Source organism: Streptomyces sp. TS71-3 (genome assembly GCF_018327685.1).
GTDB lineage: Bacteria > Actinomycetota > Actinomycetes > Streptomycetales > Streptomycetaceae > Streptomyces.
Genome location: NZ_BNEL01000001.1, coordinates 1,507,247 through 1,528,995, shown reverse-complemented (window position 1 = coordinate 1,528,995; position 21,749 = coordinate 1,507,247). Strand labels below are relative to the sequence as shown.

The 21,749-nt window shown below is 71.5% G+C and carries 17 protein-coding genes and 2 pseudogenes; 10 read left to right on the top strand and 9 right to left on the bottom strand.

Going from position 1 to position 21,749, the window contains the following annotated elements; all coding sequences use genetic code 11:
* Positions 1 to 29: 29 nt before the first annotated feature.
* Complete coding sequence (locus Sm713_RS06340) at positions 30 to 866, bottom strand: citryl-CoA lyase (protein ID WP_212908677.1); 837 nt, start codon at positions 864 to 866, stop codon at positions 30 to 32.
* Positions 867 to 1,403: 537 nt separating this feature from the next.
* On the opposite strand from Sm713_RS06340, the gene Sm713_RS06335 reads away from it, so the two are divergent.
* The 4 genes from Sm713_RS06335 to Sm713_RS06320 all read left to right on the top strand — a co-directional run bounded on the left by Sm713_RS06335 (position 1,404) and on the right by Sm713_RS06320 (position 5,673).
* A complete protein-coding gene (locus tag Sm713_RS06335) occupies positions 1,404 to 2,264 on the top strand; it encodes an extradiol ring-cleavage dioxygenase (RefSeq protein ID WP_212908676.1) in 861 nt (286 codons plus the stop codon).
* Positions 2,265 to 2,286: 22 nt separating this feature from the next.
* Entirely contained in the window at positions 2,287 to 2,646 is a 360-nt protein-coding gene (locus tag Sm713_RS06330; protein ID WP_212908675.1) for a hypothetical protein, read from the top strand.
* 158 nt (positions 2,647 to 2,804) lie between these two features.
* Positions 2,805 to 3,992 carry a CaiB/BaiF CoA-transferase family protein gene (locus tag Sm713_RS06325; RefSeq protein ID WP_212908674.1) on the top strand — a complete coding sequence of 396 codons (1,188 nt, stop codon included), beginning with the start codon at positions 2,805 to 2,807 and terminating at the stop codon, positions 3,990 to 3,992.
* 193 nt (positions 3,993 to 4,185) lie between these two features.
* Positions 4,186 to 5,673, top strand: coding sequence for an amidohydrolase family protein (locus Sm713_RS06320; RefSeq protein ID WP_212908673.1), 1,488 nt, complete (start codon positions 4,186 to 4,188; stop codon positions 5,671 to 5,673).
* Positions 5,674 to 5,929: 256 nt separating this feature from the next.
* Here Sm713_RS06320 and Sm713_RS06315 read toward each other — a convergent pair whose 3' ends face one another.
* A complete protein-coding gene (locus tag Sm713_RS06315) occupies positions 5,930 to 6,496 on the bottom strand; it encodes a GNAT family N-acetyltransferase (RefSeq protein WP_212908672.1) in 567 nt (188 codons plus the stop codon).
* Positions 6,497 to 6,703: 207 nt separating this feature from the next.
* Between Sm713_RS06315 and Sm713_RS06310 the strand changes: the two genes are divergently transcribed.
* Complete coding sequence (locus tag Sm713_RS06310; protein ID WP_212908671.1) at positions 6,704 to 8,101, top strand: FAD-binding oxidoreductase; 1,398 nt, start codon at positions 6,704 to 6,706, stop codon at positions 8,099 to 8,101.
* Between the two features lie 149 nt (positions 8,102 to 8,250).
* On the opposite strand, the pseudogene Sm713_RS06305 reads toward Sm713_RS06310, so the two are convergent.
* Positions 8,251 to 8,592, bottom strand: a pseudogene (locus Sm713_RS06305) (MerR family transcriptional regulator); the annotation flags it as partial.
* Between the two features lie 22 nt (positions 8,593 to 8,614).
* Positions 8,615 to 9,553 carry an aldo/keto reductase gene (locus Sm713_RS06300; RefSeq protein ID WP_212908669.1) on the bottom strand — a complete coding sequence of 313 codons (939 nt, stop codon included), beginning with the start codon at positions 9,551 to 9,553 and terminating at the stop codon, positions 8,615 to 8,617.
* A 346-nt stretch (positions 9,554 to 9,899) separates the two neighbouring features.
* Here Sm713_RS06300 and Sm713_RS06295 point away from each other — a divergent pair, with 346 nt between their 5' ends.
* The 3 genes from Sm713_RS06295 to Sm713_RS06285 all read left to right on the top strand — a co-directional run bounded on the left by Sm713_RS06295 (position 9,900) and on the right by Sm713_RS06285 (position 14,430).
* A complete protein-coding gene (locus tag Sm713_RS06295) occupies positions 9,900 to 11,387 on the top strand; it encodes an alkaline phosphatase family protein (protein ID WP_212908668.1) in 1,488 nt (495 codons plus the stop codon).
* A gap of 134 nt (positions 11,388 to 11,521) precedes the next feature.
* On the top strand, positions 11,522 to 13,249 hold the full coding sequence (gene polX, locus Sm713_RS06290; protein ID WP_212908667.1) for a DNA polymerase/3'-5' exonuclease PolX: 1,728 nt from the start codon (positions 11,522 to 11,524) through the stop codon (positions 13,247 to 13,249).
* 293 nt (positions 13,250 to 13,542) lie between these two features.
* Positions 13,543 to 14,430: a phosphotransferase enzyme family protein gene (locus tag Sm713_RS06285; protein WP_212908666.1), complete on the top strand. Its 888-nt coding sequence runs from the start codon at positions 13,543 to 13,545 to the stop codon at positions 14,428 to 14,430.
* Between the two features lie 431 nt (positions 14,431 to 14,861).
* Here the strand turns inward: Sm713_RS06285 and Sm713_RS06280 are convergent, their stop codons facing one another.
* From Sm713_RS06280 to Sm713_RS06270, 3 genes are all read right to left on the bottom strand, one after another.
* Positions 14,862 to 15,221, bottom strand: a complete 360-nt coding sequence (locus Sm713_RS06280) for an ASCH domain-containing protein (RefSeq protein ID WP_212908665.1) — start codon at positions 15,219 to 15,221, stop codon at positions 14,862 to 14,864.
* The gene (locus Sm713_RS06275; protein ID WP_212908664.1) at positions 15,185 to 16,333 is read right to left on the bottom strand and encodes a hypothetical protein; all 1,149 of its coding nucleotides are present in this window, start codon (positions 16,331 to 16,333) and stop codon (positions 15,185 to 15,187) included. Before Sm713_RS06275 ends, Sm713_RS06280 begins: the two co-directional genes overlap by 37 nt.
* 205 nt (positions 16,334 to 16,538) lie before the next feature.
* A complete protein-coding gene (locus tag Sm713_RS06270; RefSeq protein WP_212908663.1) occupies positions 16,539 to 16,943 on the bottom strand; it encodes an ATP-binding protein in 405 nt (134 codons plus the stop codon).
* A 339-nt stretch (positions 16,944 to 17,282) separates the two neighbouring features.
* Between Sm713_RS06270 and Sm713_RS06265 the strand changes: the two genes are divergently transcribed.
* Positions 17,283 to 18,635, top strand: a complete 1,353-nt coding sequence (locus tag Sm713_RS06265; RefSeq protein WP_212908662.1) for a transcriptional regulator — start codon at positions 17,283 to 17,285, stop codon at positions 18,633 to 18,635.
* Between the two features lie 68 nt (positions 18,636 to 18,703).
* On the opposite strand, the gene Sm713_RS06260 is transcribed toward Sm713_RS06265, so the two are convergent.
* Both Sm713_RS06260 and Sm713_RS06255 read right to left on the bottom strand, forming a co-directional pair.
* Positions 18,704 to 19,825 (bottom strand): CapA family protein, encoded by a 1,122-nt coding sequence (locus Sm713_RS06260; protein WP_212908661.1) that lies wholly within the window; start codon positions 19,823 to 19,825, stop codon positions 18,704 to 18,706.
* 63 nt (positions 19,826 to 19,888) lie between these two features.
* Positions 19,889 to 20,509 (bottom strand): annotated as a pseudogene (locus Sm713_RS06255) (phosphoribosyltransferase); the annotation flags it as partial.
* A 378-nt stretch (positions 20,510 to 20,887) separates the two neighbouring features.
* Between Sm713_RS06255 and Sm713_RS06250 the strand changes: the two are divergent.
* A complete protein-coding gene (locus Sm713_RS06250) occupies positions 20,888 to 21,580 on the top strand; it encodes a hypothetical protein (RefSeq protein ID WP_212908659.1) in 693 nt (230 codons plus the stop codon).
* Positions 21,581 to 21,749: the final 169 nt, after the last annotated feature.

Below are 21,749 nucleotides of genomic sequence, written 5' to 3'. Positions count from 1 at the left end.
CGCCGCGTCGGCCCGAGGATACCGGCACGTCAGCCGCGGGAGGGCGGAACGTAGACGGCGGCGCGGTCCACCGCGTTGTAGATGCGGCCCGCGACCGGCCGCTCGCGCTCCTCCGCCAGGTGGCCGAGCAGGCCCGCGGTGCGTGCGAGCAGGGCGAAGCCGCGCAGGATCTCGGGGTGGAACCCGAGGTCGGCGAGGGCGGCGCCGCACACTCCGGCGCCGTTCAGCGGCAGGCTCCGGCCCAGGATCTCGGGGTGCACGCGGCCGACGGCCTCGAAGAGCCGCAGGTGCGGGCCGCGCCGGCCCTCCTCCTCGGCGATGCGGAGGATCACGGGCGTGCGGGGGTCGCCCTGCTTGTGGACGGGGTGCCCGAGGCCCGGCACCAGCTGCCCGGCCGCCCGCTGCCGGCCGACCGCCTCCCGCGCGACGGCGTCCCAGCGGGCGTCCTCGTCCGCGCCGCCCGCGCTCGTTCCGGGCAGCGCGCCGTGCTCCCGTTCGGCCTCGGCCAGCGCGCCGGCGAGGAACCGGCCGGTGTCCTCGGTGACGCCGAGGAACCGGGAGCCGCCGCCGAGCAGCCCCGCGGCGAGGGCGCCTTGGAGCGCGTCGGGTGCGCTGAGGTAGGTGAGCCGGGCGGCTATGGCGGTGGGCGTGAAGCCGTGGTCGGCGAGCGCCACGAGCACGGCCTCGAAGACCCGGGTCTCGCCCGGCTCCGGCCGCCGGCCGGCCACCAGCCAGAACGCCAGCTCGCCGAACGACACCCGGCCCAGCAGGTCGGCTGCCAGGTCCTTGCCCAGCAGCCGGATCGAGTCGGCGTCCGAGGTGCCGAGACCCGTCGGGTACCCGTCGCCCTGCTGTTCCTCCGCCATGACTCTCACTCCCTACCGCTGTGCGGACGCTCGTCCGGTGAACGGCCACGGTACGGCTGCGGGGCCGCGTCGGCAAGGAGCGCCCCCGAAGGGGCGCGGCGAACCGCGCGCTCAGCCACCCACCCACCGGTGGTCCGGAGACGACAGATCCAGCCCCCTCGGGACAGCGGCGACCTCACGGTCACGTCGTGGCTGGCCGCGCCCACGCGGCGGAGCCGCATATCGACACAGCCCCGTGCCCCTTTTCAGGCTGGGCTGCGCCCCGGCCCACCCAGGGGCGCGGGGAACTGCGCGAGCAACCACCCACCCGCCGGTGGTCCGGATGCGACCGCATCTGCCCCCTTCGGACGGTGACGACCCGAGGGTCACGTCGTGGCTGAGCGCGCAGTTCCCCGCGCCCCTAAAGGGGCGCTAAGCGCCCCTGGGTGGCCGGGGCGCGAGCCCACGCAGTCGTACCCCTTGACAAGCGACCTGGAGGGCGAAGAACGTGAGGCGCGAGAGTGTGACCGGCATACGGATGACTGTCCGGAGGGGTTCGTGGCACAACTGGTAGCGGTCCTCGCGACCACCCACCACCCGTTCTACTACCGGACGAGCATGCTGCCGCCCGAGGACCGGCCGGACTTCGCCGGCGAGTGGGTGCGCAAGGTCGAGGCGTACCGCGAGACGCTGACCCGGGCGCGGCCCGACCTGCTGGTGATGGTCGGCTCCGACCACTTCCACCAGCTCTGGCTGGACAACATGCCGCAGTTCCTGGTCGGCAAGGCGCCGTTCTACGACGCCAACTTCCACAACGAGGAGCGGGAGTTCGGCCTGCCGCGGATGCTGCTGAAGGGCCATGAGGAGCTGTCCTCCTTCATGCTCAGGGAAGGCCTCGACAAGGGGTTCGACCTGGCCTTCAGCAACGAGCTGCGGGTGGACCACAGCATCACCTGCCCGATCATCACGCTGCGCCCCGAGAACGACCTGCCCGTGGTGCCGCTGTACACCAACATCTTCGCGCCGCCGCTGCCGCAGCCGAAGCGGTTCGTGCAGCTCGGCCGGACGGTGCGGGAGATCGTGGAGTCCTGGCCGAGCGAGCTGCGGGTGGCGGTGATCGGCAGCGGCCACCTCTCGTTGGAGCTGGGCGGCCCGCGGCAGTTCGGCCCGCACGGGCCGGACCCGGAGTTCGACAGGAAGGCCGTGAACTGGATCGCGAGCGGCGACATCGAGGGCGCGCTCTCCGAGGTCAGCCTGGACAGCCTCTGGGAGCCGGGCAACGCCACCCACGGCTTCATGGACTTCCTGCTGATGATGGGCGTCGCGGGCGAGGCGAAGGCCGACCACGCGGACACCCTGGACCTCTTCCACACGATGGAGGCCTACTTCACCTGGTATCCGAACGGGGCGGACGCATGAGCGACCGGGACGGGGCGCACGCATGAGCAAGTACCTGCTGGACAAGTTCCTCTTCGACGTGGACCGCGACCCGGAGCTCACCGAGGCCTACCGCGCCGACCCGGCGGCCCTGGTGGACCGCTGGGAGCGGACGGGGATGCGGCAGCTCACCGGAGTGGCCGCCGAGGAGACCACCTGGACCCGGCTGACCGGCGAGGAGCGCGCGGCCCTGGTCGCGCAGGACTACGTGGCGATCCAGGAGCTGGGCGGGCACCCGTTCCTCACCCTGACGCTGTTCATCGCCCTCTTCGAGCGCGACTACCCCGAGCCCCTGGGCTTCCAGCGCGAGTACGCGCGGCGGCTCGCGCACTGGACGCTGCCGTACCCGGACATCGCGACCTGACCGGCGTCCCCGGCGGCGCGCGGCCCGGGGACCACCCGGCCCGCGGTCGGCACGACACACGGCGCACGGCACCCGCACCAGGCACCTGGCACCTGGCACCTGGCACCTGGCACAGCGCCCCCGAAGGATCCGCGCAGAGCACACCCCGAAGGAACCGCATGACCACCGACGACTCCCCGCCGAACCCCTCGCCCGCACGGCCCGGGCCGCTGGCCGGCCTGGTGGTCGCCGACTTCTCGCGGGTCCTCGCGGGTCCGTACTGCACCATGCTGCTCGCCGACCTCGGCGCCGAGGTGATCAAGGTGGAGGGCCCCGGCGGTGACGACACCCGCACGTGGATGCCTCCGGTGCGCGACGGCGTCTCGACGTACTACCTGGCCATCAACCGCAACAAGCGCTCGGTCGTCCTCGACCTCAAGGACGACGGCGACCGTGCCCTCGCGCACGAGCTGTCGGCCCGCGCGGACGTCCTGATCGAGAACTTCCGGCCGGGCGGCCTGGCCCGCTTCGGCCTCGACTACGAGGCGACCCGGGCCCGCAACGACGCCGTGATCTACGCGTCCATCAGCGGCTTCGGCAGCGGCGAGGGCGCCTCGCTGCCCGGCTACGACCTGCTGGTGCAGGCCATGTCGGGGCTGATGAGCCTGACGGGCGACCCGGACGGCGAGCCGTTCCGGGCGGGCATCTCCGTCTTCGACGTGATGACCGGCATGCACGCGGCGATCGGCATCCTCTCGGCGCTGAACCACCGCACCCGGACCGGCGAGGGCCAGCACGTCGAGGTCAACCTGATGTCGTCGGCGCTGTCCGCGCTGGTCAACCACACCTCCGCGTACGTGGCAAGCGGCACGGTCCCGCTCCGCATGGGCAACGCGCACCCCAGCCTCTTCCCGTACGAGCCGCTGCCGACCGCCGACAAGGACCTCATCGTCATCGCCGGCAACGACGGGCAGTTCCGCAAGCTCTGCGAGGTGCTCGGCCTGGGCTCGCTCGCCGACGACGAGCGCTTCCGGCGCACCGAGGACCGCACCCGCAACCGCGAGGCGCTGCGGCCCCTGCTGGTGGAGCGGCTCCGGGAGCGCGCCGCGGACGAGTGGTTCGCGCTGCTCACGGCCGCGGGGCTGCCCTGCGGCCCCATCAACACCGTGCAGGGGGGCGTGGAGTTCGCCGAGCGGATCGGGCTCGCGCCGGTCGTCCACGTGGGCGAGGGCGACGCGGCGGTGCCGGGCATCCGCAACCCGATCTCGTTCTCGGCGACCCCCAGCCGCCACGTGCTCCCGCCGCCCGGGCTCGGGCAGCACGGCGACGAGATCCGCGCCTGGCTGAGCGGTCCCCGGGACTCGTGACCCGCCCCGCCCCGCGGTGCCGCGGCCACCGCCGCGCACGCCCCTTAGTCGCGCGGGCGCGCGCCGCCGCGTCCGTCCCGGCACGCAGCGCGCGTCGTCCCCGCGCACCGCGCCGTTCCCGCGCACCCGCCCCCGTCCGCGCGGCCGTCCCGCGCTCCCCGACAACAGCGTGACCACAACGAGGTGATGACACATGAGCGTTGACAACACGAGCGGCGATCCCCGGCCCGAGGACTTCCGGTCCGGCCGCCCGATCCTCTTCCGCAATGCCACGGTCCTGACGATGGACCCGGCGCTCGGCGAGCTGTCCGGCGGCGACGTGCTCGTCCGGGACACCCGGATCGAGCAGGTCGGGCGGGAACTCGCCGCGCCGGACGACGCGGTCGTGGTGGACGCGACCGGCGGCATCCTCATGCCGGGCATGGTCGACACCCACCGGCACATGTGGCAGACGGCCCTGCGGGGCCTCGGCGCCGACTGGACCCTCTCGCAGTACTTCGTCTTCTACTACCTCAACTGGGGCAAGATCTTCCGCCCGGAGGACATCCACGCCGGCAACGTGCTCTCCGCGATCGAAGCACTCGACGCCGGGGTGACCACCACCGTGGACTGGTCGCACGGGCTGCGCACCCCGGAGCACGGGGACGCCGCCGTTCAGGCGCTGCGCTCGGTGCCGGGCCGCTACGTCCTGGCGTACGGGAACCTGCTGGGCGCCCCCTGGGAGTGGGCGAACTCGCCGGAGTTCCGGGCCTTCGTCTCCCGGCACTTCACCGTCCGCGACGACATGCTGGGCCTCCAGCTCGCGTTCGACGTCACCGGTGACGAGGCGTTCCCGGAGAAGGCGGCCTTCGAGGCGGCCCGCGACCTGGGGCTGCCGGTCACCACGCACGCCGGCGTCTGGGGCGCGACCGACGACAAGGGCATCCGGCTGATGTGGGAGAACGGCTTCATGACGCCGTCCACCACCTACGTGCACTCGGCCACCCTCAGCGAGGACTCCTACCAGCGCATCGCGGCGTCGGGCGGCACGGTGTCGGTCTCCACGGAGAGCGAGCAGAGCGCCGGGCAGGGCTACCCTCCCACCTGGCGGCTGCGCCGGCACGGCATACCGGTGTCGCTGTCGATGGACACGTCCGTGTGGTGGAGCGGCGACCTGTTCTCGGCGATGCGCGCGACCCTCTCCGCGGACCGCTCCCGCGAGCACCTGGAGGCCCAGGCCTCCGGCGAGACCGTGGTGCACAACGCCCTGCGCGCCCGGCAGGTCGTGGAGTGGGCGACGATCGGCGGCGCCCGCGCGCTCGGCCTGGACGCCTCGATCGGCTCGCTGACGCCGGGCAAGAAGGCGGACCTGGTGCTGATCAAGAACGACCGCTCCCCCGTCATGTTCCCGCTGCTGCACCCCTACGGGCACGTGGTCTTCCAGGCGGGCCGCGGCGACGTGCACACCGTCCTGGTGAACGGCACCGTCGTGAAGCACCGCCACGAGCTGACCGGCATCGACCTCGACCGGGCCCGCACGGAGGTGACCGCGACGGTCGAGTACGCCCGGCGGGAGATGGGCGAGGAGGCCTGGCAGCAGGCCCTGGAACCGGAGATCCCCGAGACGGAGCGGATCCACAATCCGTACGGCTACGCCGACTACCGCGGCGAGGGCGTGGCGGTACGGGGCCGGCAGGACTGAGCGTGGCGGTGGGGGCCGCCAGGACTGACTGCGGCGGTGCGGGGCCGGCCGGACTGACTGCGGGAGTGCCGAGTCGTCTGGACTGACCCGTGACGGTGCGGTGGGCCTCGGGCTTGACCCGTACGGACCAGGCCGGGCGGCACCGGCGGCCGGGCGCCCATAGCGTCGGGCCATGGAGAGGGAGTGGGAGCGGCGGCGGCTGCTCACGGTCGGCGAGGCCGTGGGCAGCCGCCGCTGTCGTCGGTGAGCGGCGCGGTCAGCGCTCCGTGCGCCCGCGCGCCGCACGCCACTCGGGTGCCAGCACCGACCAGACCTCCGTGTCGAGCCGCCTGCCCCGGTGGACGTAGCTCTCCCTGAGCACGCCGTCCCGGGTCATGCCGAGGCGGCGGGCCACCGCGATGCTGGCCCGGTTCTCCGACGAGGCCAGCCACTCCACGCGGTGCACGCCCCGCTCCTCGACGGCCCAGTCGATGATCACCCGGCTGGCCCTGGTCACCAGGCCCCGGCCCACCGCCGACGGCTCCAGCCAGCAGCCCGCCTCCGCGGTGCCCGCCTGGAGGTCCATGGTGCGGAAGAGGACGCCGCCGACCAGCAGGCCGTCCGTGCGGATGCCGAGGATCCGGCCGGTGTCGGACGCGGCGTGCTCGGCGTAGGACTGCAGGTAGGCGCGGCTCGACGCCAGGTCGGTGACGCGGTCCGGCAGCGCGATGTACCGGCCGACGAACTCCCGGCCCCGGTCCATGTGGGCCAGGAACTCCGGGGCCTGCCACGGCTCCAGCGGGCCCAGCTCGGCACCGTCGTCGCCCAGGGGTGTCGCGAACATCGTCGTCCTTCCGCATCGCCGTCCACGGCCGGCCGCCACCGGCCACCGCTCCCCGGCAGCAGGCACGGCCCACGGTGTTATAACCCGGGGCACCCCCGCCACGCACGGTGATTTCCCGCGCGGACGCGGCGCCGTCCGCCTCTGGCCCGTTCAGCGCGCCCGGCCGGGATGTGCACGGCCGGCGCCCGTGGTCGTACCGTCGAATACATGGGCACGGTACAGCTCGACACCCTCGCCCTCGCCGCTCTGCGGGACGCCTTCGCGGGTAGCGTGATCACCCCTCACGATCCGTCCTACGACGAGGAGCGGGCGGTCTTCAACGGCATGATCGACCGCCGCCCCGCCGCCATCGCCGGATGCCGCACCCAGCAGGACGTCGCCAGGGCCATCCGCTTCGGCCGCACCATGGGCCTGGAGATCGCGGTGCGCGGCCGCGGGCACAGCGTCGCCGGCACCTCCACGGTGGACGGCGGCCTCGTGGTGGACCTGAGCCGGATGGACGCGGTGGTCGTGGACCCCGACGCGCGTACCGCCCACGTCGAGGGCGGCGCCACCATGGCCGACCTGGACCGGGCCGGCGAGCCGTACGGCCTCGCCACCACCGGCGGCCGGGTCTCCAGCACCGGGGTGGCCGGGCTCGCCCTCGGCGGCGGCACCGGCTGGCTGGACCGCAAGCACGGGCTCGCCTGCGACAACCTCCTCTCCGTCGACGTGATGACCGCGGACGGTGAGCTGGTGCGGGCGAGCGAGGACGAGAACCCGGAGCTGTTCTGGGCGCTGCACGGCGGCGGGGGCAACTTCGGCGTCGCGACGTCGCTGGCCTTCCGGCTCCACCCGTTGCCGTCGATCACGGCGGCCGTGCTGCTGTGGGAGCCCGAGGACGGCCCGCGGGTGATGCGCGCGTACCGCGACTACATGGCCCAGGCGCCGGACGAGGCCGGTGGCGCGATGCTCTTCCTCACCGCGCCGCCGGAGGAGTTCGTACCGGAGCACATGGCCGGCCGGCTGGTGTGCGCGATGGTGGCGACGTACACGGGCCCCGAGGAGGAGGGCCGGCGGGTGCTCGCCCCGCTGCTCGGCCTCGGGCACGCGGGCGGGATGGTCACCGAGCTGCCCTACGCCGACCTCCAGAGCATGCTGGACGACCCGCCCGGCTTCCGGAACTACTGGTCGGCCGAGTACCTGGACGCCCTCCCCGACGAGGCCGTGGACCGCTTCTGCGCCCGCGCCGCCGACATGATCGTCCCCTCGCCGTCCCAGCACGTGCTGTTCCCCGGGGGCGGGGCGGCGGCACGGACCGGCACGGACTTCCCGGTGCCGTGGCGCACGGCGCCGTGGGTGGCGCACCCGTTCGGGCTGTGGAGCAGCCCGGCGGACGACGACCGGGGCAGGCAGTGGGCGCGGCAGACCAGGGCCGACGTCCGGGAGTGGTCGACGGGCGCCGTCTACCTCAACTTCATCGGCGACGAGGGCACCGAGCGGGTCAGGTCCGGTTTCGGCCCCGACCACTACGCGCGGCTGTCCGCCGTGAAGGCCGCCTACGACCCGGAGAACGTCTTCCACCGCAACCACAACATCGAGCCGGCCGACGCGGAGGGGGCGTAGGGTCCGCGGGCAGGGAGGGAGCCCAGGCCCTCTTGTCCGGATCAGGCCGTATCGTCGAGCCGAACCGCACCCGGCTGCGGCACCGGCACCGGCACCGGCTCCGCCTCCGGCTCGGACTCGGGCTCGGGCTCGGGCTCCGGCGCCGAGCCGTAGTAGGCGATCTTCTCGTCGAGGACCCCGATGGCCCGGGAGAGCGCCGCCACCCGCTGCTCCAGGGCGGCACGCCGGTCGCGCAGGAACGCGACCCGGTCCTGCGCGGAGTGCTCGGCGCGCAGGATGGCGACGAACCCCCGCACGTCCGCGATGCCGAGACCCGCCTCGCGGAAGCACGTGACCAGGCCGATCCAGAAGACGTCCTCATCGGTGTAGGCCCTGCGCCCGCCGGTGGTGCGCCGGATCGGGCCGATGAGCCCTTCGCGCTCGTAGTAGCGGAGCGTGTCGATGGAGACGCCGGTGCGGCCGGCGGCCGCTGCCGGGGTGAGGGTGGTCATGGGGCTCCTCCTGGGACCGCCGCTACCGCGCTTCGGCGAAGCGCGCCAGGTGCTCGTCGCCGAGCCGCAGGCGCCGCCCGGCGAGTGCCTCCTCGATCTGCTCCACCCGGCTCGCGCCGACGATGGGATCGATGCCCTGCCGCATCAGCCACGCGAGGACGACCTGGTTCCTGGTGGCCGAGAGCTCGCCGGCGATGTCGTCCAGGACCGCGAGCACCCGGGCGGTCCCGGGGTGATCGTAGGTTTCCGGCAGCGGCTTGTCAGGGCGTACGTAGGAACCCCACATCAGCGAGCTGTACGACCACACGGCGAGCCCCTCGGAGCGAGCGTGGTCCAGGTCCTCGGCGGCGAGCATGCGGTGGCCGGCCTCCGCGACGGGGGTGAGCGGGCGCGGCTGGACGAGGGAGTGGCGCAGTTGCAGCGCCGTCCACGCCTCCACGCCCTGCTCCCGCGCGAGCGACCGGGCGCGCTCGACGCGCCAGGCGGCGTGGTTCGCGGCCCCGATCCGCAGGGCCACCCCCTTCGCCGCCAACTCGCCGAAGGCGCCGACCGTCTCCTCCAGCGGCACCGTGCGGTCCTCGGCGTGGGCCCAGAGCAGGTCGACGTGATCGACTCCCAGGCGCTCCAGGCTCTCCTGAACGCCGGCGTGGACGGCGCGCGCGGAGAGTCCTTCGGCGCTCTTTGGCCAGGAGTGCGGGACGAGCGGGTTCTGCCGGACCTTCGTCGCGATCCGCACCGTCTCGCGCGCACCCGGGCGGGCCCGGAGCCACGCGCCGATGACGCGCTCGCTGGCGCCGCCGACGCCGCTGGGGTCGGCCCAGAAGGAGTAGCAGTTCGCGGTGTCGATCCAGACACCGCCGCCGGCGACGAAGGAGTCGAGGACCGCGAAGGCCTGGTCGGAGGTGACGCGGGTGCCGAATTCCATCGCCCCGAGGACGATCTGGGGGTTGTCGGTGTCCATGGCGACCATGCTCGGATCTGGAGCGCGCTCCAGGTCAAGCGCCGCTGTGAAGGCCGGCGCGGGAGCATCGGAGTGGCGCGCCCGGAGTCCGTAGCGACCGCACCCCCGTGGACCTTCGCGACCGCACCCCGCGGACGGTCCCGCAACCCGCCCGTTCATCCGGCGACCCCTGGCCGAACTCCGGGCGAAGCACAGGAGTATGACGATATGCCGGGCAACAACCTGTGCGCGGTTTCAGCCACATTTAAGCCGTTGGCCACCCGGTCACCCGAGTGATCACCACACGGCGGCGCGAGGGTGTCGAGGCCCCCCTCATCGGCTCCTGGCCGGTCTCGAAAGGACCTCGATGAACGACAACTCCCCCGCACGCTCCGAGAGGACGGGCCTGACCCGGCGCAGACTTCTGGGCTCCGCGGCCACGGTCGGCGCGCTCGCCGCGACCGACACGGTCCTGCCCCCCAACATCCGCAAGGCCGTCGCGGAGCCGGCCAGGCACGGGCAGCTCAACGACATCGAGCACGTGGTGCTCCTCATGCAGGAGAACCGCAGCTTCGACCACTACTACGGCACCCTGTCGGGGGTGCGCGGCTTCGGTGACCCCAAGGCGGTGCGGCTCCCGAACGGCGACTCCGTCTTCGAGCAGCCCGACCCGGCCTCCCCGGCGGGCAAGCTGCTGCCCTACCGGCTCGACACCCGCACCACCGCGGCCCAGGTGATCCCCTCCACCAGCCACGAGTGGGCCGTCCAGCACCAGGCGCTGAACGGCGGCAAGATGGACCAGTGGCTGCCCGCGCACCGCGCCGCGGACGGCAAGAACGGCCCGTACGTCATGGGCTACTTCACCCGCGAGGACATCCCCTTCCAGTTCGCGCTGGCCGAGGCCTTCACGATCCTGGACCACTACCACTGCTCGGTGCTCGGCCCCACCGGGCCGAACCGCCACATGTGGCTGGCGGGCACCGTCGACCCCGACGGCGTGGCCGGCGGCCCGTCCCTCACCACCGGCGCGCCCAACGCCCAGTACTCCTTCAAGACCTACCCCGAGCGGCTGACCGAAGCCGGTGTGAGCTGGAAGTTCTACCACCCGGACGGTGCCACGGGGCTGCCGACGCTCCAGCACATCGCGCAGTACTTCAACGCCCAGCCGGGCGACCCGCTGCATGACCAGGCGATGGCCTCCTCGCCGCTGGGGCAGTTCGAGTACGACGCCCTCAACGACAAGCTGCCGACGGTGAGCTGGATCCTCCCGCCGTCCGGCTACGACGAGCACCCGTCCGGCTCACCGGCCGCCGGTGCCACGTTCGTGTCCAGCATCATCGACGCCATCGCGTCCAACCCGGACGTCTGGGCGAAGACCGCCTTCATCCTGTCCTACGACGAGAACGACGGCATGTTCGACCACGTCGTCCCGCCGACGCCGCCGGCCGGCACCCCCGGCGAGTTCGTCACCAAGACGTCCGCGACCGGCGTGGACGGCGGCGGGCTGCCCGTCGGCCTCGGCTTCCGGGTGCCCTGCGTCATCGTCTCGCCGTGGACGGTGGGCGGCTGGGTGTGCTCCGAGGTCTCCGACCACACCTCGCAGCTGAAGTTCCTGGAGCACGTCACCGGGGTGCGGGAGACCAACATCAGCGCCTGGCGCCGCGGCGCGGTCGGCGACCTGACCTCCGCCTTCCGGTTCCACGACACCAGCAGGAAGATCCCGTCGCTGCCGGACACCAACGGCCAGTTCAACCTGTCCAAGTACCAGAGCAGCCAGTTCCCCCTGCCGACCGCTCCCACCAGCGGCCAGCACCTGCCGAAGCAGGAGCCGGGTTCCCGCCCGCGTACCTCCTGAAACCGGCTCCCCCGGGCCGGGCGGCCGGCCCGGGGGTCCCAGCGCCACGGTGCCACGGCGCCACGGTGCCACGGCGCCGCGGCGCCACGGCACCGTGTGGCATACCGGACATACCCGCTCCTAGACTGGGAGCCATGGCCCGGTCCAATGACGAGGTCGAGGCCCTCCTCCAGGAGTACGCGGACCTCATCGCGATCACGGGAGGCGACGCCTTCAAGGCGCGCGCCTACGAGAAGGCGGCCCGCGCGATAGGCGGCCACCCCGCGGACGTCTCCCGTCTCGAACCCAAGGAGCTGCGGAAGATCCCCGGGGTCGGCAGGTCGATCGCCGACAAGGTGGAGGAATACCTGCGCACCGGCTCCATGGAGGTGGTGGAGGAGCGCCGCCAGAAGATCCCTGCCGGGGTCCGGGAGCTGATCACCATCCCCACGCTGGGCCCCAAGAAGGCCCTGACGCTCTACGAGGAACTGCACGTCTCCTCGGTGGCCGAGCTGTCCGAGGCGATCCGTGCGGACCGGCTCGGCGACCTCAAGGGCTTCGGCAGGAAGACCGCCGAGAACATCCAGCACGGCATCGAGCTGATGGAGCAGGCCGGCACCCGTATCCCGCTGGGCGTCGCGATGGACCCCGCGGAGGAGATCGTCACGGAGATGTCCCGGCTGACCGGCTGCGCGCAGTGCACCTTCGCCGGTTCGCTGCGCCGGGTGAAGGAGACCATCGGCGACATCGACATCCTCGTCGCCGCGGACGACTCGGCGCCCTTCATGGCCGCGCTCGGCGAGCTGCCGTCCACCGCCGAGGTCATCGCGCGGGGCACCAAGAAGACGTCGATCCGCACCGTCCAGGGCGTGCAGGTGGACTTGCGGGTACTGCCGCCCGAGTCGTGGGGCGCCGGGCTCCAGTACTTCACCGGTTCCAAGGCCCACAACATCCGCACCCGCACGATCGCCGTACGCAAGGGCCTGAAGCTGTCCGAGTACGGGCTGTTCGAGATCGAGAGCGACCGGCAGGTCGCGTCCCGTACCGAGGAGGAGGTCTACGCGCGGCTCGGCCTGCCGTGGATCCCGCCGACGCTCCGCGAGGACCGCGGCGAGATCGAGGCGGCCCTCGCGGGCGAGCTGCCCGAGGTGGTGACCGAGCGGGACATCCGCGGCGACCTGCACACCCACACCTCCCTCACCGACGGCATCGCGTCCCTGGAGGAGATGGTCGAGGCCGCCGCACGGCGCGGCTACCGCTACTACGCCGTCACCGACCACGCCCCCGACCTGTACATGCAGCGGATGACGGACGAGAAGGCGCTGGCGCAGCGCGCCCGGGTGCGGGAGCTGGACGGCGCGCACCGCGGCATGCGGCTGCTGCACGGCACGGAGCTGAACATCGGCCCGGACGGCGAGGTGGACTGGCCCGAGGAGTTCCTCGCCGGCTTCGACATCCGCGTGGCCTCGCTGCACTCGCACTTCGGCCTCGGCAAGCGGGCCATGACGCGGCGTCTGGTGCGCGCCTGCGAGCACCCGTACGTGAACGTCATCGGCCATCCGACGGCCCGGATGATCGGCAGGCGGCAGCCCGTGGACGCGGACTGGGACGAGGTGTTCGCGGCCTGCGCCCGCACCGGGACGGCGCTGGAGGTCAACGCGCAGCCGGAACGGCTCGATCTGCGCGACGAGGACATCCTGCGGGCGAAGGAGTTCGGTGCGAAGTTCGCGGTGTCCACCGATGCGCACTCCGTGCTGCATCTCGACCACATGCGTCTAGGGGTGGGCACGGCCCAGCGCGGGTGGCTCACCACGGCGGACGTCATCAACACGTGGCCGCTGGCGCGGTTGCGGCGGTTCCTCCGGAAGGGGCGCCGGGGGTAGGCGGTTTCTGTGGAGTCTGGTCAGGCAGATCATGGCGGCTATCCCATGGCGGAGTGGCCGGACCAGTGTCGCCCGTGTGGCGTCACGGCAGGCGACTACTGAACTCGATTGAGTGTTATCGGGGTAGTTTGTCTGAGGGCGGCTGTGCGCCGCCGCCAGGTCTTCGAGGGTGAGGGACGCGCGGCGCGGCGGGCCGGCCCCGTCCACTGGTGTTGCGGGCGATCTCGTCGGGAGTGGAGGCGCACATGGACGCCGAGCGGTTGAGGGCCGTACTCGCTCACTGGGACGCCTCCGTGACATCGATCGAAGACCTTCCCGGCGGCTGGAACTCGACCACTTGGCTGGTCCACCTCGCCGGGCCCGTCCACAACCCCGGCCGGTACGTGGCCAAGCTCGCCGACTCCGGCGACGCCGACGCCTTCCGGGGCGGACTCAGGGCGGCTGTAGCGGCCTCCTCCCGCGGCTTTCCCAGCGGCCCACCCGTTTCGGCACGGGACGGGAGCCTGGCCGTGGACCTCCCCGAAGGGGTACTCGCGCTACTCGAATACGTGCCGGGCCGACCACCCGACACCGCGTCACCCGCAGACGCTCGGCGCGTGGGAGAGACCCTGGCTCGCGCACACCGGGCGCTCGGAGACGAGGACGCGGGACTGTGCGAACAGTTCGCCTGGCCGTGGACGTGGGCCGATGCCTGTCTGCGGGACATTCCCATGACGGCGAAGATCCGCGACGCGGCGGCGCGAGCCCTGGACGACGCCCGCGGTATCTCTATGCGCAGGCAGCTACGCATCGGTGTGGTCCACGGCGATCCGGGACTGGGCGGCTTCCGGCTGGAAGACGGCCGCATCCCTCTGGACGGACTCATCGACTGGTCAGCTGCGATGCAGGCTCCGCGGCTCTACGACCTGGGCAGCCTGGCGGTGATCACGCGCCACCATCCACGCGTGCTGGACTGGGCGTTGGACGGCTACAAGCGAGTATCCCCTGAGGCCTGCGAGGAACTCGCTCACCTCGACGCTTTCGTCAAGCTGCGGTGGATGTGCAACGCCATCTACTTCGCCGCCCGCCTGGACAGGGGAATTGTTCGGGGTGCTCGATCCGCAGCAGATAATGAAGAGGGCCTCGCCGAGGCCTACGCGGGCCTGACCGCAGAAGCGCCCCGGCCCCAAGCAACTCGATGACCGCCGCGGCCCACAGCAATCACCGCGGTGCCACCGTCGAACGACTCCTCGCCTGAACTTACCCACACTGCTGACGCCTGACTGACAAGTCCTGTCCGGGCGATCAGTGTGCGGAGCCAGATGATGAGGCTGGCGGCGGTAATGGTGCCGAGGAAAACAGAGCCGCGCTTGTCGTAGCCAGTGACGACGGCCCGTGCGTGCCCTTGAGTCTTTACGGGCCTATACTGTCGGGCATTTGGCGCTTTCCCTGGATCACGCGGTCATTAGTGCGCGTGCCGTTGGCGATGCGTAGTAGGAGCGGATCGGGCCGATTACTTCCTTAGCGGACGCCGATTGCTATCCGCGCACAAGGGACGGGCATGGTGGCGCCCGGGCGAACCCACCTGGGCGCCACTCGTCTGTGTGTGGGGGGGCGCCGAGTGACCCGAGGCTCACCCCTCGATCAGCTCTATTCCAATCGCGAGGGCACCCAGTGCTTCCTTCTCCGGGCCGTAGATGCTCCGAATGTTCGCGAGCTGTTCCTCACGGCTGGACATGGGATTGACGTTCGCCGGTCCCTCGCTGTCGAGCAGAGCCTCGAAGGTCTTGTACTCGTTGACGCGGGTCACCCGCACGTCGCACGTCTCGTGCGTGGCCTTGATCCGGAACCGGATCACGTCACCCGCTGCGAGGTCGGCGAGGCGCGGGTACTTGACCCGGACCTCAATCGACTTCCTACCGGCCGCGACGAGATCGAAGTACCGGCGGTAGAGGTTCAGTTCGCGGACGCGAGGGGCGGCGGTTCCGGACATGGGGCGGGGATGCTCCTTGTTGCTGGCGCGGTCATCATGCGGCCGATCTCTCCGGCCGAGTACGAGCGGAAGAAGTGCCGAGGATCCGAGAGAGTGACCTCGGCCACGCCGAGGAGTCGCTCGACGAAATCGGGCAGCGTGCCAGGCCACTCCCGAGTATCGAGCATCCAGGGGGCCGCTCCATCGGGCAAGTCCGCACGCCCCTCGCGGATGAGCGACTTGGACAGCTTGGCGCCGGTGTCGGTGACGATCTGCGGGCAGAACAGCCGCGCCGGAATCTGCCTCGGGTTGAGGCCGACCGCTTGCAGGGCGCCATCCACCAGTTGGGAGCCGAACACCCAGTCGCCGCCCTTGACCATCGCATACAGGGTGTCGCGACTCCCCGAGAGGTCGAGTTCCTTCACCAAGTTCCGGTACAGGGTGGCGAGGTCGAGGTATCCGTTCCCAGAGCGATCGAGGGTGACTTCGTACGTGCCGTGTTCGATACAGACGGCCGTGACCTTCGCATGGTCGGCGCCGCTCTCCCGGATTGTCGTGCGCTCCGCGTGCTTCTCGGCCCAGCCGCAACCCGCGTGCGGGCAGGTCACCCGCAGGTGCGCGACGCCCGCTGATGGGGCCAGCCACCACCGGGCCGCCGCCATCCGGGGCAGCACCCGTAGCCAGGTCTGGCGGAAGTGCTCGCCGGCCTGCTGCTGCGAGTAGGTGTGAATGGAGTAGGGCACGCGTAAGCGTGAGGAGAGGGTGGCGAACAGCGGCAGGTACAGGGCGTCGATCTGTTCACCGATGGCGTGCGAGCCAAGCGCGTGCGCGTAGGTGCGCTGGTAGCGGTGGCCGGTCTCGTTGTCCCTGACGATCTCGTACGGGGCGTTGTCGAGGGCGCTGAACCAGGCTTCTGCCGGTAGACCGAATTTGTCGCGGACACGGACCGCAGTTGCGAAGGTGAGGGACTGCACCAGCGAGGTTCCGATGTGGGGTGAGCCGTTGATCTGTGTTCCGATGATGAACACGACGCGCTCAGGGGCAGAGTCGACTACCCGAGGCGTGAGCACATCGATGGCGTGCGACAGCGCATTGGCCAGGACGGTGTTCGGTGATACCGGATAACTGTTCATGGATTCCCCTTGAGGTGGCGGATAAGGCGATGTCGTGCCGGATCACGGCTTGGCGTCCACGCTGCGGCGGTGTGAGGACGCCCCCATGTGGACAAGGAAGGTCACCGCGTCGGCTGCCGTCCCAGGAGCAAGCCATGCCAGTGATGCAACCTGAGATGAGGCCGTGGCCGGGCACATCTCTGATCACGGCTGGCCCGGCCCGGTCTCAGCACACGACCGCCGATGGTGCTGCGCTGAACTTGAACTCAACCCACACGCTTTTCCCGGGCCCGTTGCGGGGGCCGTAGCCCCAATCGTCGGCCAAGCTGTCGATCAGGAAGAGCCCGCGGCCGCGGATCTCGTCCTCCTCGGCCTTCCGCAACTGCGGTCGTCCGTCGCCGGTGTCGTGAACCTCGACACGCAGCGCTTCAGTCATGGAGGTGACTCGTACGAGGAAGTTCCGGCCGGCGGGCGTCGCGCGCAGGGCGTTCGTCGCGAGTTCGGAGACGCACACGAGTACGTCATCGATGCGCTCGGCCGGCACCTGGTCTCCGACGGTATCGACGACGTACCTGCGCGCACTGGCGACCGAGATCGGATGCCGCCGGAATTGTCTCTGATCGGTGGACACTAGATCGCCCCCACTCGTCCGCGTGCGTCGGGGACGACGGGTCGCGGCTCCGACACACTCGGCTTGTTCCGGAACCAGGCCAAGGTCTTTGTGTGGCGGCTGAGGGTGGGGCCACGAGCGCGGCGCGGAAACGGAGCAGCCAGGATGTTGCCCGCCATCGGGGCAGGACTTTGGCGCGAGTCGGGCGGGGTTGCGCGGTCCGCGTTCGTCATGTATTCCACTCCCACAACCGGATCGGCGTGTACGACTAGGCAACACTCATGACGGAATTCGGGATACCGTCGTGGGGGGTGTCGAAGGGTGTCGGTTCCGCTCCTCTCCACACAGAAGGTCGTGACGATGAAGACACCGAACGCCAAGCTCAGGCACTGGTTAGAGCGCTCCGGCATGAGCCGTGGCGAGTTGGCCCGGCGCGTGAAAACCAAGGCACAGCAGCAGAACGAGCCGCACATTTCCCCAGACACAACGCGTGTCCGATGCTGGATTGCTGGTGAGACACCGCGGGCGCCGGTACCCGACATCCTCGCTGACGTATTCAGCGATCACTTCGGGTTCCGGGTCACGACTTACGATCTTGGGCTCGGCGAGGGTGCCCGTTCGGATGTGGCACTGGTGTACAACGCCTCATGGACCGCTACCGTGAAAGTGCTGGCCGATTTGGGGAGAGCCGACGTGGACCGACGCAAGTTGCTTTCAGCCGCGCCATTTGCGGCCGTTGCCGGAGTAGGGCCGTCACGAGACTGGCTCATGAACACCCTCGACCAAGATCCGGAACCCGGCCGACGCGTGCGCCTGGAAGACGTGACGGCCGTGCGGAACATGTTCTCGACCTTCCAGCACATGGACATCTTCCAGGGTGGCGGCTCGGGGCGGCTGGTCCTGGCCGAGTACGTGACGCATCACGTGTACCCCCTGCTGCGCCGTACCCACAGTGAAGACGTGCGGCGGGCGCTTTGCGAGGCAGCGGCCGAACAGACGTACCTGTTGGGCTGGATGGCCTACGACAACGGCGAGCAGGGAACCGCGCAGAGGTACCTGATCCAATCCCTGCGCCTTGCCGAGGAGTCCAAGGACGTGCCCCTCGGTGCGCACGTACTCGCAGGCATGGCCGATCAGGCAACACTGCTCGGCAAACCCGCGGAGGGACGCCGGCTGGCACAGGCCGGCCGGCTCGGGCTGTCGAAGGCGAATTCACCGGCGTGCCTGGCCGACCTGTGGTGCCTGGAGGCACGAGCCCTCGCTCTGCTCGGCGAGAAGTCGGCGGCAGCACATGCCGTTTCACAGTCGGAACAGGCCTATGAACACGTCGACCTCGACAACGAACCCGACTGGGCGGCGTTCATCGACCCGGCGTACCTGCACGGGGAACATGCGAACACCTTCCGCGATCTGGACGACGCGCCCGCTGCGGAAGAGCACGCCCGACGGTCCATCGCTCACGCCAAGATGCAGAAGAGGGCGCGACGCGGTGCCATGTCGCAAGCCGCGTTGGCGGTGTCTCATCTGCAACGACGTGACCTCGACTCTGCTTACGCCGCAGGTGTCCGCACGCTCTCCCTGACGAAGCAAGTCACGTCCTCACGCGCGGTCGAGGCAGTACAGGATCTACAGCGCAGAATGCGGCCCTTCGGTCGGCACCGTCTCGTGGCCGACTTCAACGAGAGGGCAAGGGAGCTCGTCCGCGCGGCTTAAGAGAGCCCTCGCCCCTTGTCGAGGAGAGGCCGAGGCCCGGTTGAGCAGCCGCCCACGCGGCTGCTCCCCTACCCGGCGCGCCGGAGCGCGAGGGCGCCGCCCGGTGCGGGATCGATCCGGGTGCCGTAGGGGCGGCTGGCGTCGTCCAGGGCGTCCCGGAGCCACGCGGTGTCCTCCGGTGAGGGGTGGCGCAGTCGCATCCGGTGGGCCTGTAGCGGGACCATGCGGACGTCGGCCAGCCGGCCGGTGTTCCGTTCCACGGTCGCCAGGTACAGCAGCCTGAGGTCGTCGCGGTACTCCTCGTGGCCGGCTATGCCCTCGTAGTCGTCGACGAGGTCGCCGCAGCCGTACAGCACCAGCCTGCCGTGGTACACCTCCAGCGGGCGGGGGTGGTGCGAGGAGTGGCCGTGCACGATGTCCACGCCCGCGTCGACCAGCGCGTGCGCGAGGCGCGCCTCTGCGGGGGCGACGTCGTAGCCCCAGTTGCCGCCCCAGTGGACCGAGGCGACGACGATGTCGCCCGGCCGCCGCGCCGCGCGCACCCGCTCGGCGAGCGACGCACCGAAGGCGGCCGGGGCCACCGCCAGGTCCACGCCGGAGCGGCGCTCTCCGGCAGCCCAGCCGTAGGGGATCCCGCTGCTCGGCAGGCCGAAGGAGAACACCAGCAGCCGGCCGCCTGCGCCGTCCGCGGGCAGCGGGACGACGGCGGGGTCGCGCGACCCGGCCGCGTCCCGGCCCGCGCCGGCGGTCCTGAGCCCGGCGGCGTCCAGCGTGTCGAGGGTCTCGGCGAGACCGCGGCGGCCGAAGTCGAGCACGTGGTTGTTGGCCAGCACCGTGACGTCCGGGCGGACGGCGGCCAGGCAGGGCAGGTTGGCCGGGCTCATCCGGTAGTGGACGCCCTTGTCCGGGGCGAAGTCACGGGACCCGGTCACGCTCGTCTCCAGGTTCACCACTCGTGCCGCGGGCGCCGCCTCGTCGAGCACCGCCAGTGCCTCGCCCCACGGCCAGGAGTAGCCGGCCGGGCGGGGCACCGGGCCGTTCTCGGACTCGGCGAGCGCCACGTAGTCGCGCGCGTCGCGGACGTACCCTTCCCGCAGCTCCGGGTCCGAGGGGTGCGGCAGGATCTGGTCCACGCCCCGGCCGAGCATCACGTCTCCGCAGAGGAACAGGGTGACCGTGCCGGCGTCCACCGGTCCACCGTCCAGACGGTCCCGGTCAGGGCCGCGTCAGTGCCGCGAGCGCGGGGTCGTGGCGCTCAGGCAGGCGATCACCTCGTCGTCGTCGACCTGCGCGAAGTCGGCGTAGAACTGGCCGATGGCCCAGAAGTCCCGGGGCGTCTCGGGGCTGACCAGCTCGTCGGCCTCGTCGCGCAGCCGCTCGGTCCAACCGTACGGTGCCACGGGCACGGCGAGCACGGTGCGCCCCGCGCCGCGGGCCCGCACGATCCGGCACGCGGCCCGCGCGGTCGACCCGGTGGCCACGCCGTCGTCGACCACCACGACGGTGCGCCCGGCCAGCTCCACCGGCTGCCGTTCGCCCCGGTACTGCCGTGCCCGGCGCTCCAGCACCGCGCGCTCGCGCTCCTCGACCTCGGCAACGTCCTCGGGCATCACGTGGGCGCCGCGCATCACCTCGTTGTTGATGACCCGCACGCCGCCCTCACCGATCGCGCCCATCGCCAGCTCCGGCTGGAACGGCACGCCGAGCTTGCGCACCAGGCAGACGTCCAGGGGAGCGCCGAGCGCGTCGGCGACCTGCCGGGCGACCGGCACGCCTCCCCTGGGCAGGCCCAGCACGGCGGCGTCCTCATCCGCCAGGTGCGACAGGGCCCCGGCCAGCCGGCGGCCCGCCTCGACACGGTCCTGATAGATCACGATGCGTCCCTCTCCTCCGTGGCGGCCCCGCACCGGGCTCCGCTACGGCGGCCCGGGGGCCTCCCTTCCAGGGTGACTCGGAGCGGGGCGCGGTGCACACCGCCGTGACCTGCGCTTTCCCGCGGCGCCCGGTGCCGTGGGGCCTCAGCGGCGTCCGGCCCCCGCACGGGGGGTGGTGCCAGGTACACCGCCGGTCCACCGCCTGGGGCCAGGGACTCCACGGCGCGCCCCGGCGAGGATTCTGGGCGTCGGCACGGAGTCCACGCCGGCGGACGACGCGCCCAGGACGGCCCCAGGACGAGCCCCGGACGCGTGCACGACGCACCTGGCAGACCACCCGGAACGCATCCGGACCGCACCCGAGGAGACGGGAACCCCATGAACGAGACCCTCGCAAGGCGCCTCACCGGCGCCGCCGGCATCGCCACCGCGGCCGCCCTCATCCTTGAGGTGCCGCTCTACTTCGTGTACTCGGGACCGCCGACCGACGCCAACGTCCTGGCCCGGCTCCTCATCGGGATCTTCGCGCTCGCCTTCCTGCTCGTCTTCGTGACCGGCCTGCGGGAGCTCGTCAGGCGGGTCAACCCCGAGTACGAGTGGGCCGGCACCCTCGCCTTCGCGGCGGGGCTGGCGTACTGCACGGTCACCCTGGTCTCCAGCGGCCTGGAGGCCGGCGCGGTCATCGCCGCGGACCGGCGGATCGATCCGACCATCACCGTCAACGGCACGTACATCCTCTACGGGACCATCGGCCGCGTGCTCCTCGCGCTCTTCCTGACCGCCCTCGGCTACGCGATCTCCCGCACCGGCATGCTCCCGCGCTGGACGGCGAGGTCCGCCTACGTGCTCGCGGCGGCCAACCTGGCGTTCGCGCCGTCCCTGTTCTTCGGCAACGCCCCTTCCCACTTCTACGCGGCGAACGGCTGGGGGACCACCGCGATGATGGGTGCCATCCTCAGCTACTGGCTGCTGGCGCTGGGGATCAGCACGGTGCGCAGTGCGCGCGGGGCGCGCGGGGCGACCGGGACCGCGTTGCCGGCGGGACGGCGGGTGCCGCAGCCCCAGCGGTGAGGTGCCGCGCCGCGCCCACACGGCTTCGTGCGGGAACCCCGGCTTCGTGCCCGGTCCACCTGGCGGTGGGGCGGGCACGACCGCGTTTGCCCCCTGGGGTGGTGGCGATCTGCGGCTTTCGTCGTGGCTGGTCGCGCAGTTCCCCGCGCCCCTTTTCGGGGCGCTTCGC

Coding starts and splice junctions, on each gene's coding strand:
- Sm713_RS06340 (WP_212908677.1), bottom strand. CDS start 866: ATGGCGGAGGAACAGCAGGGCGACGGGTACCCGACGGGTCTCGGCACC.
- Sm713_RS06330 (WP_212908675.1), top strand. CDS start 2,287: ATGAGCAAGTACCTGCTGGACAAGTTCCTCTTCGACGTGGACCGCGAC.
- Sm713_RS06325 (WP_212908674.1), top strand. CDS start 2,805: ATGACCACCGACGACTCCCCGCCGAACCCCTCGCCCGCACGGCCCGGG.
- Sm713_RS06320 (WP_212908673.1), top strand. CDS start 4,186: ATGAGCGTTGACAACACGAGCGGCGATCCCCGGCCCGAGGACTTCCGG.
- Sm713_RS06315 (WP_212908672.1), bottom strand. CDS start 6,496: ATGTTCGCGACACCCCTGGGCGACGACGGTGCCGAGCTGGGCCCGCTG.
- Sm713_RS06310 (WP_212908671.1), top strand. CDS start 6,704: ATGGGCACGGTACAGCTCGACACCCTCGCCCTCGCCGCTCTGCGGGAC.
- Sm713_RS06300 (WP_212908669.1), bottom strand. CDS start 9,553: ATGGACACCGACAACCCCCAGATCGTCCTCGGGGCGATGGAATTCGGC.
- Sm713_RS06295 (WP_212908668.1), top strand. CDS start 9,900: ATGAACGACAACTCCCCCGCACGCTCCGAGAGGACGGGCCTGACCCGG.
- polX (WP_212908667.1), top strand. CDS start 11,522: ATGGCCCGGTCCAATGACGAGGTCGAGGCCCTCCTCCAGGAGTACGCG.
- Sm713_RS06280 (WP_212908665.1), bottom strand. CDS start 15,221: ATGTCCGGAACCGCCGCCCCTCGCGTCCGCGAACTGAACCTCTACCGC.
- Sm713_RS06275 (WP_212908664.1), bottom strand. CDS start 16,333: ATGAACAGTTATCCGGTATCACCGAACACCGTCCTGGCCAATGCGCTG.
- Sm713_RS06265 (WP_212908662.1), top strand. CDS start 17,283: ATGAAGACACCGAACGCCAAGCTCAGGCACTGGTTAGAGCGCTCCGGC.
- Sm713_RS06250 (WP_212908659.1), top strand. CDS start 20,888: ATGAACGAGACCCTCGCAAGGCGCCTCACCGGCGCCGCCGGCATCGCC.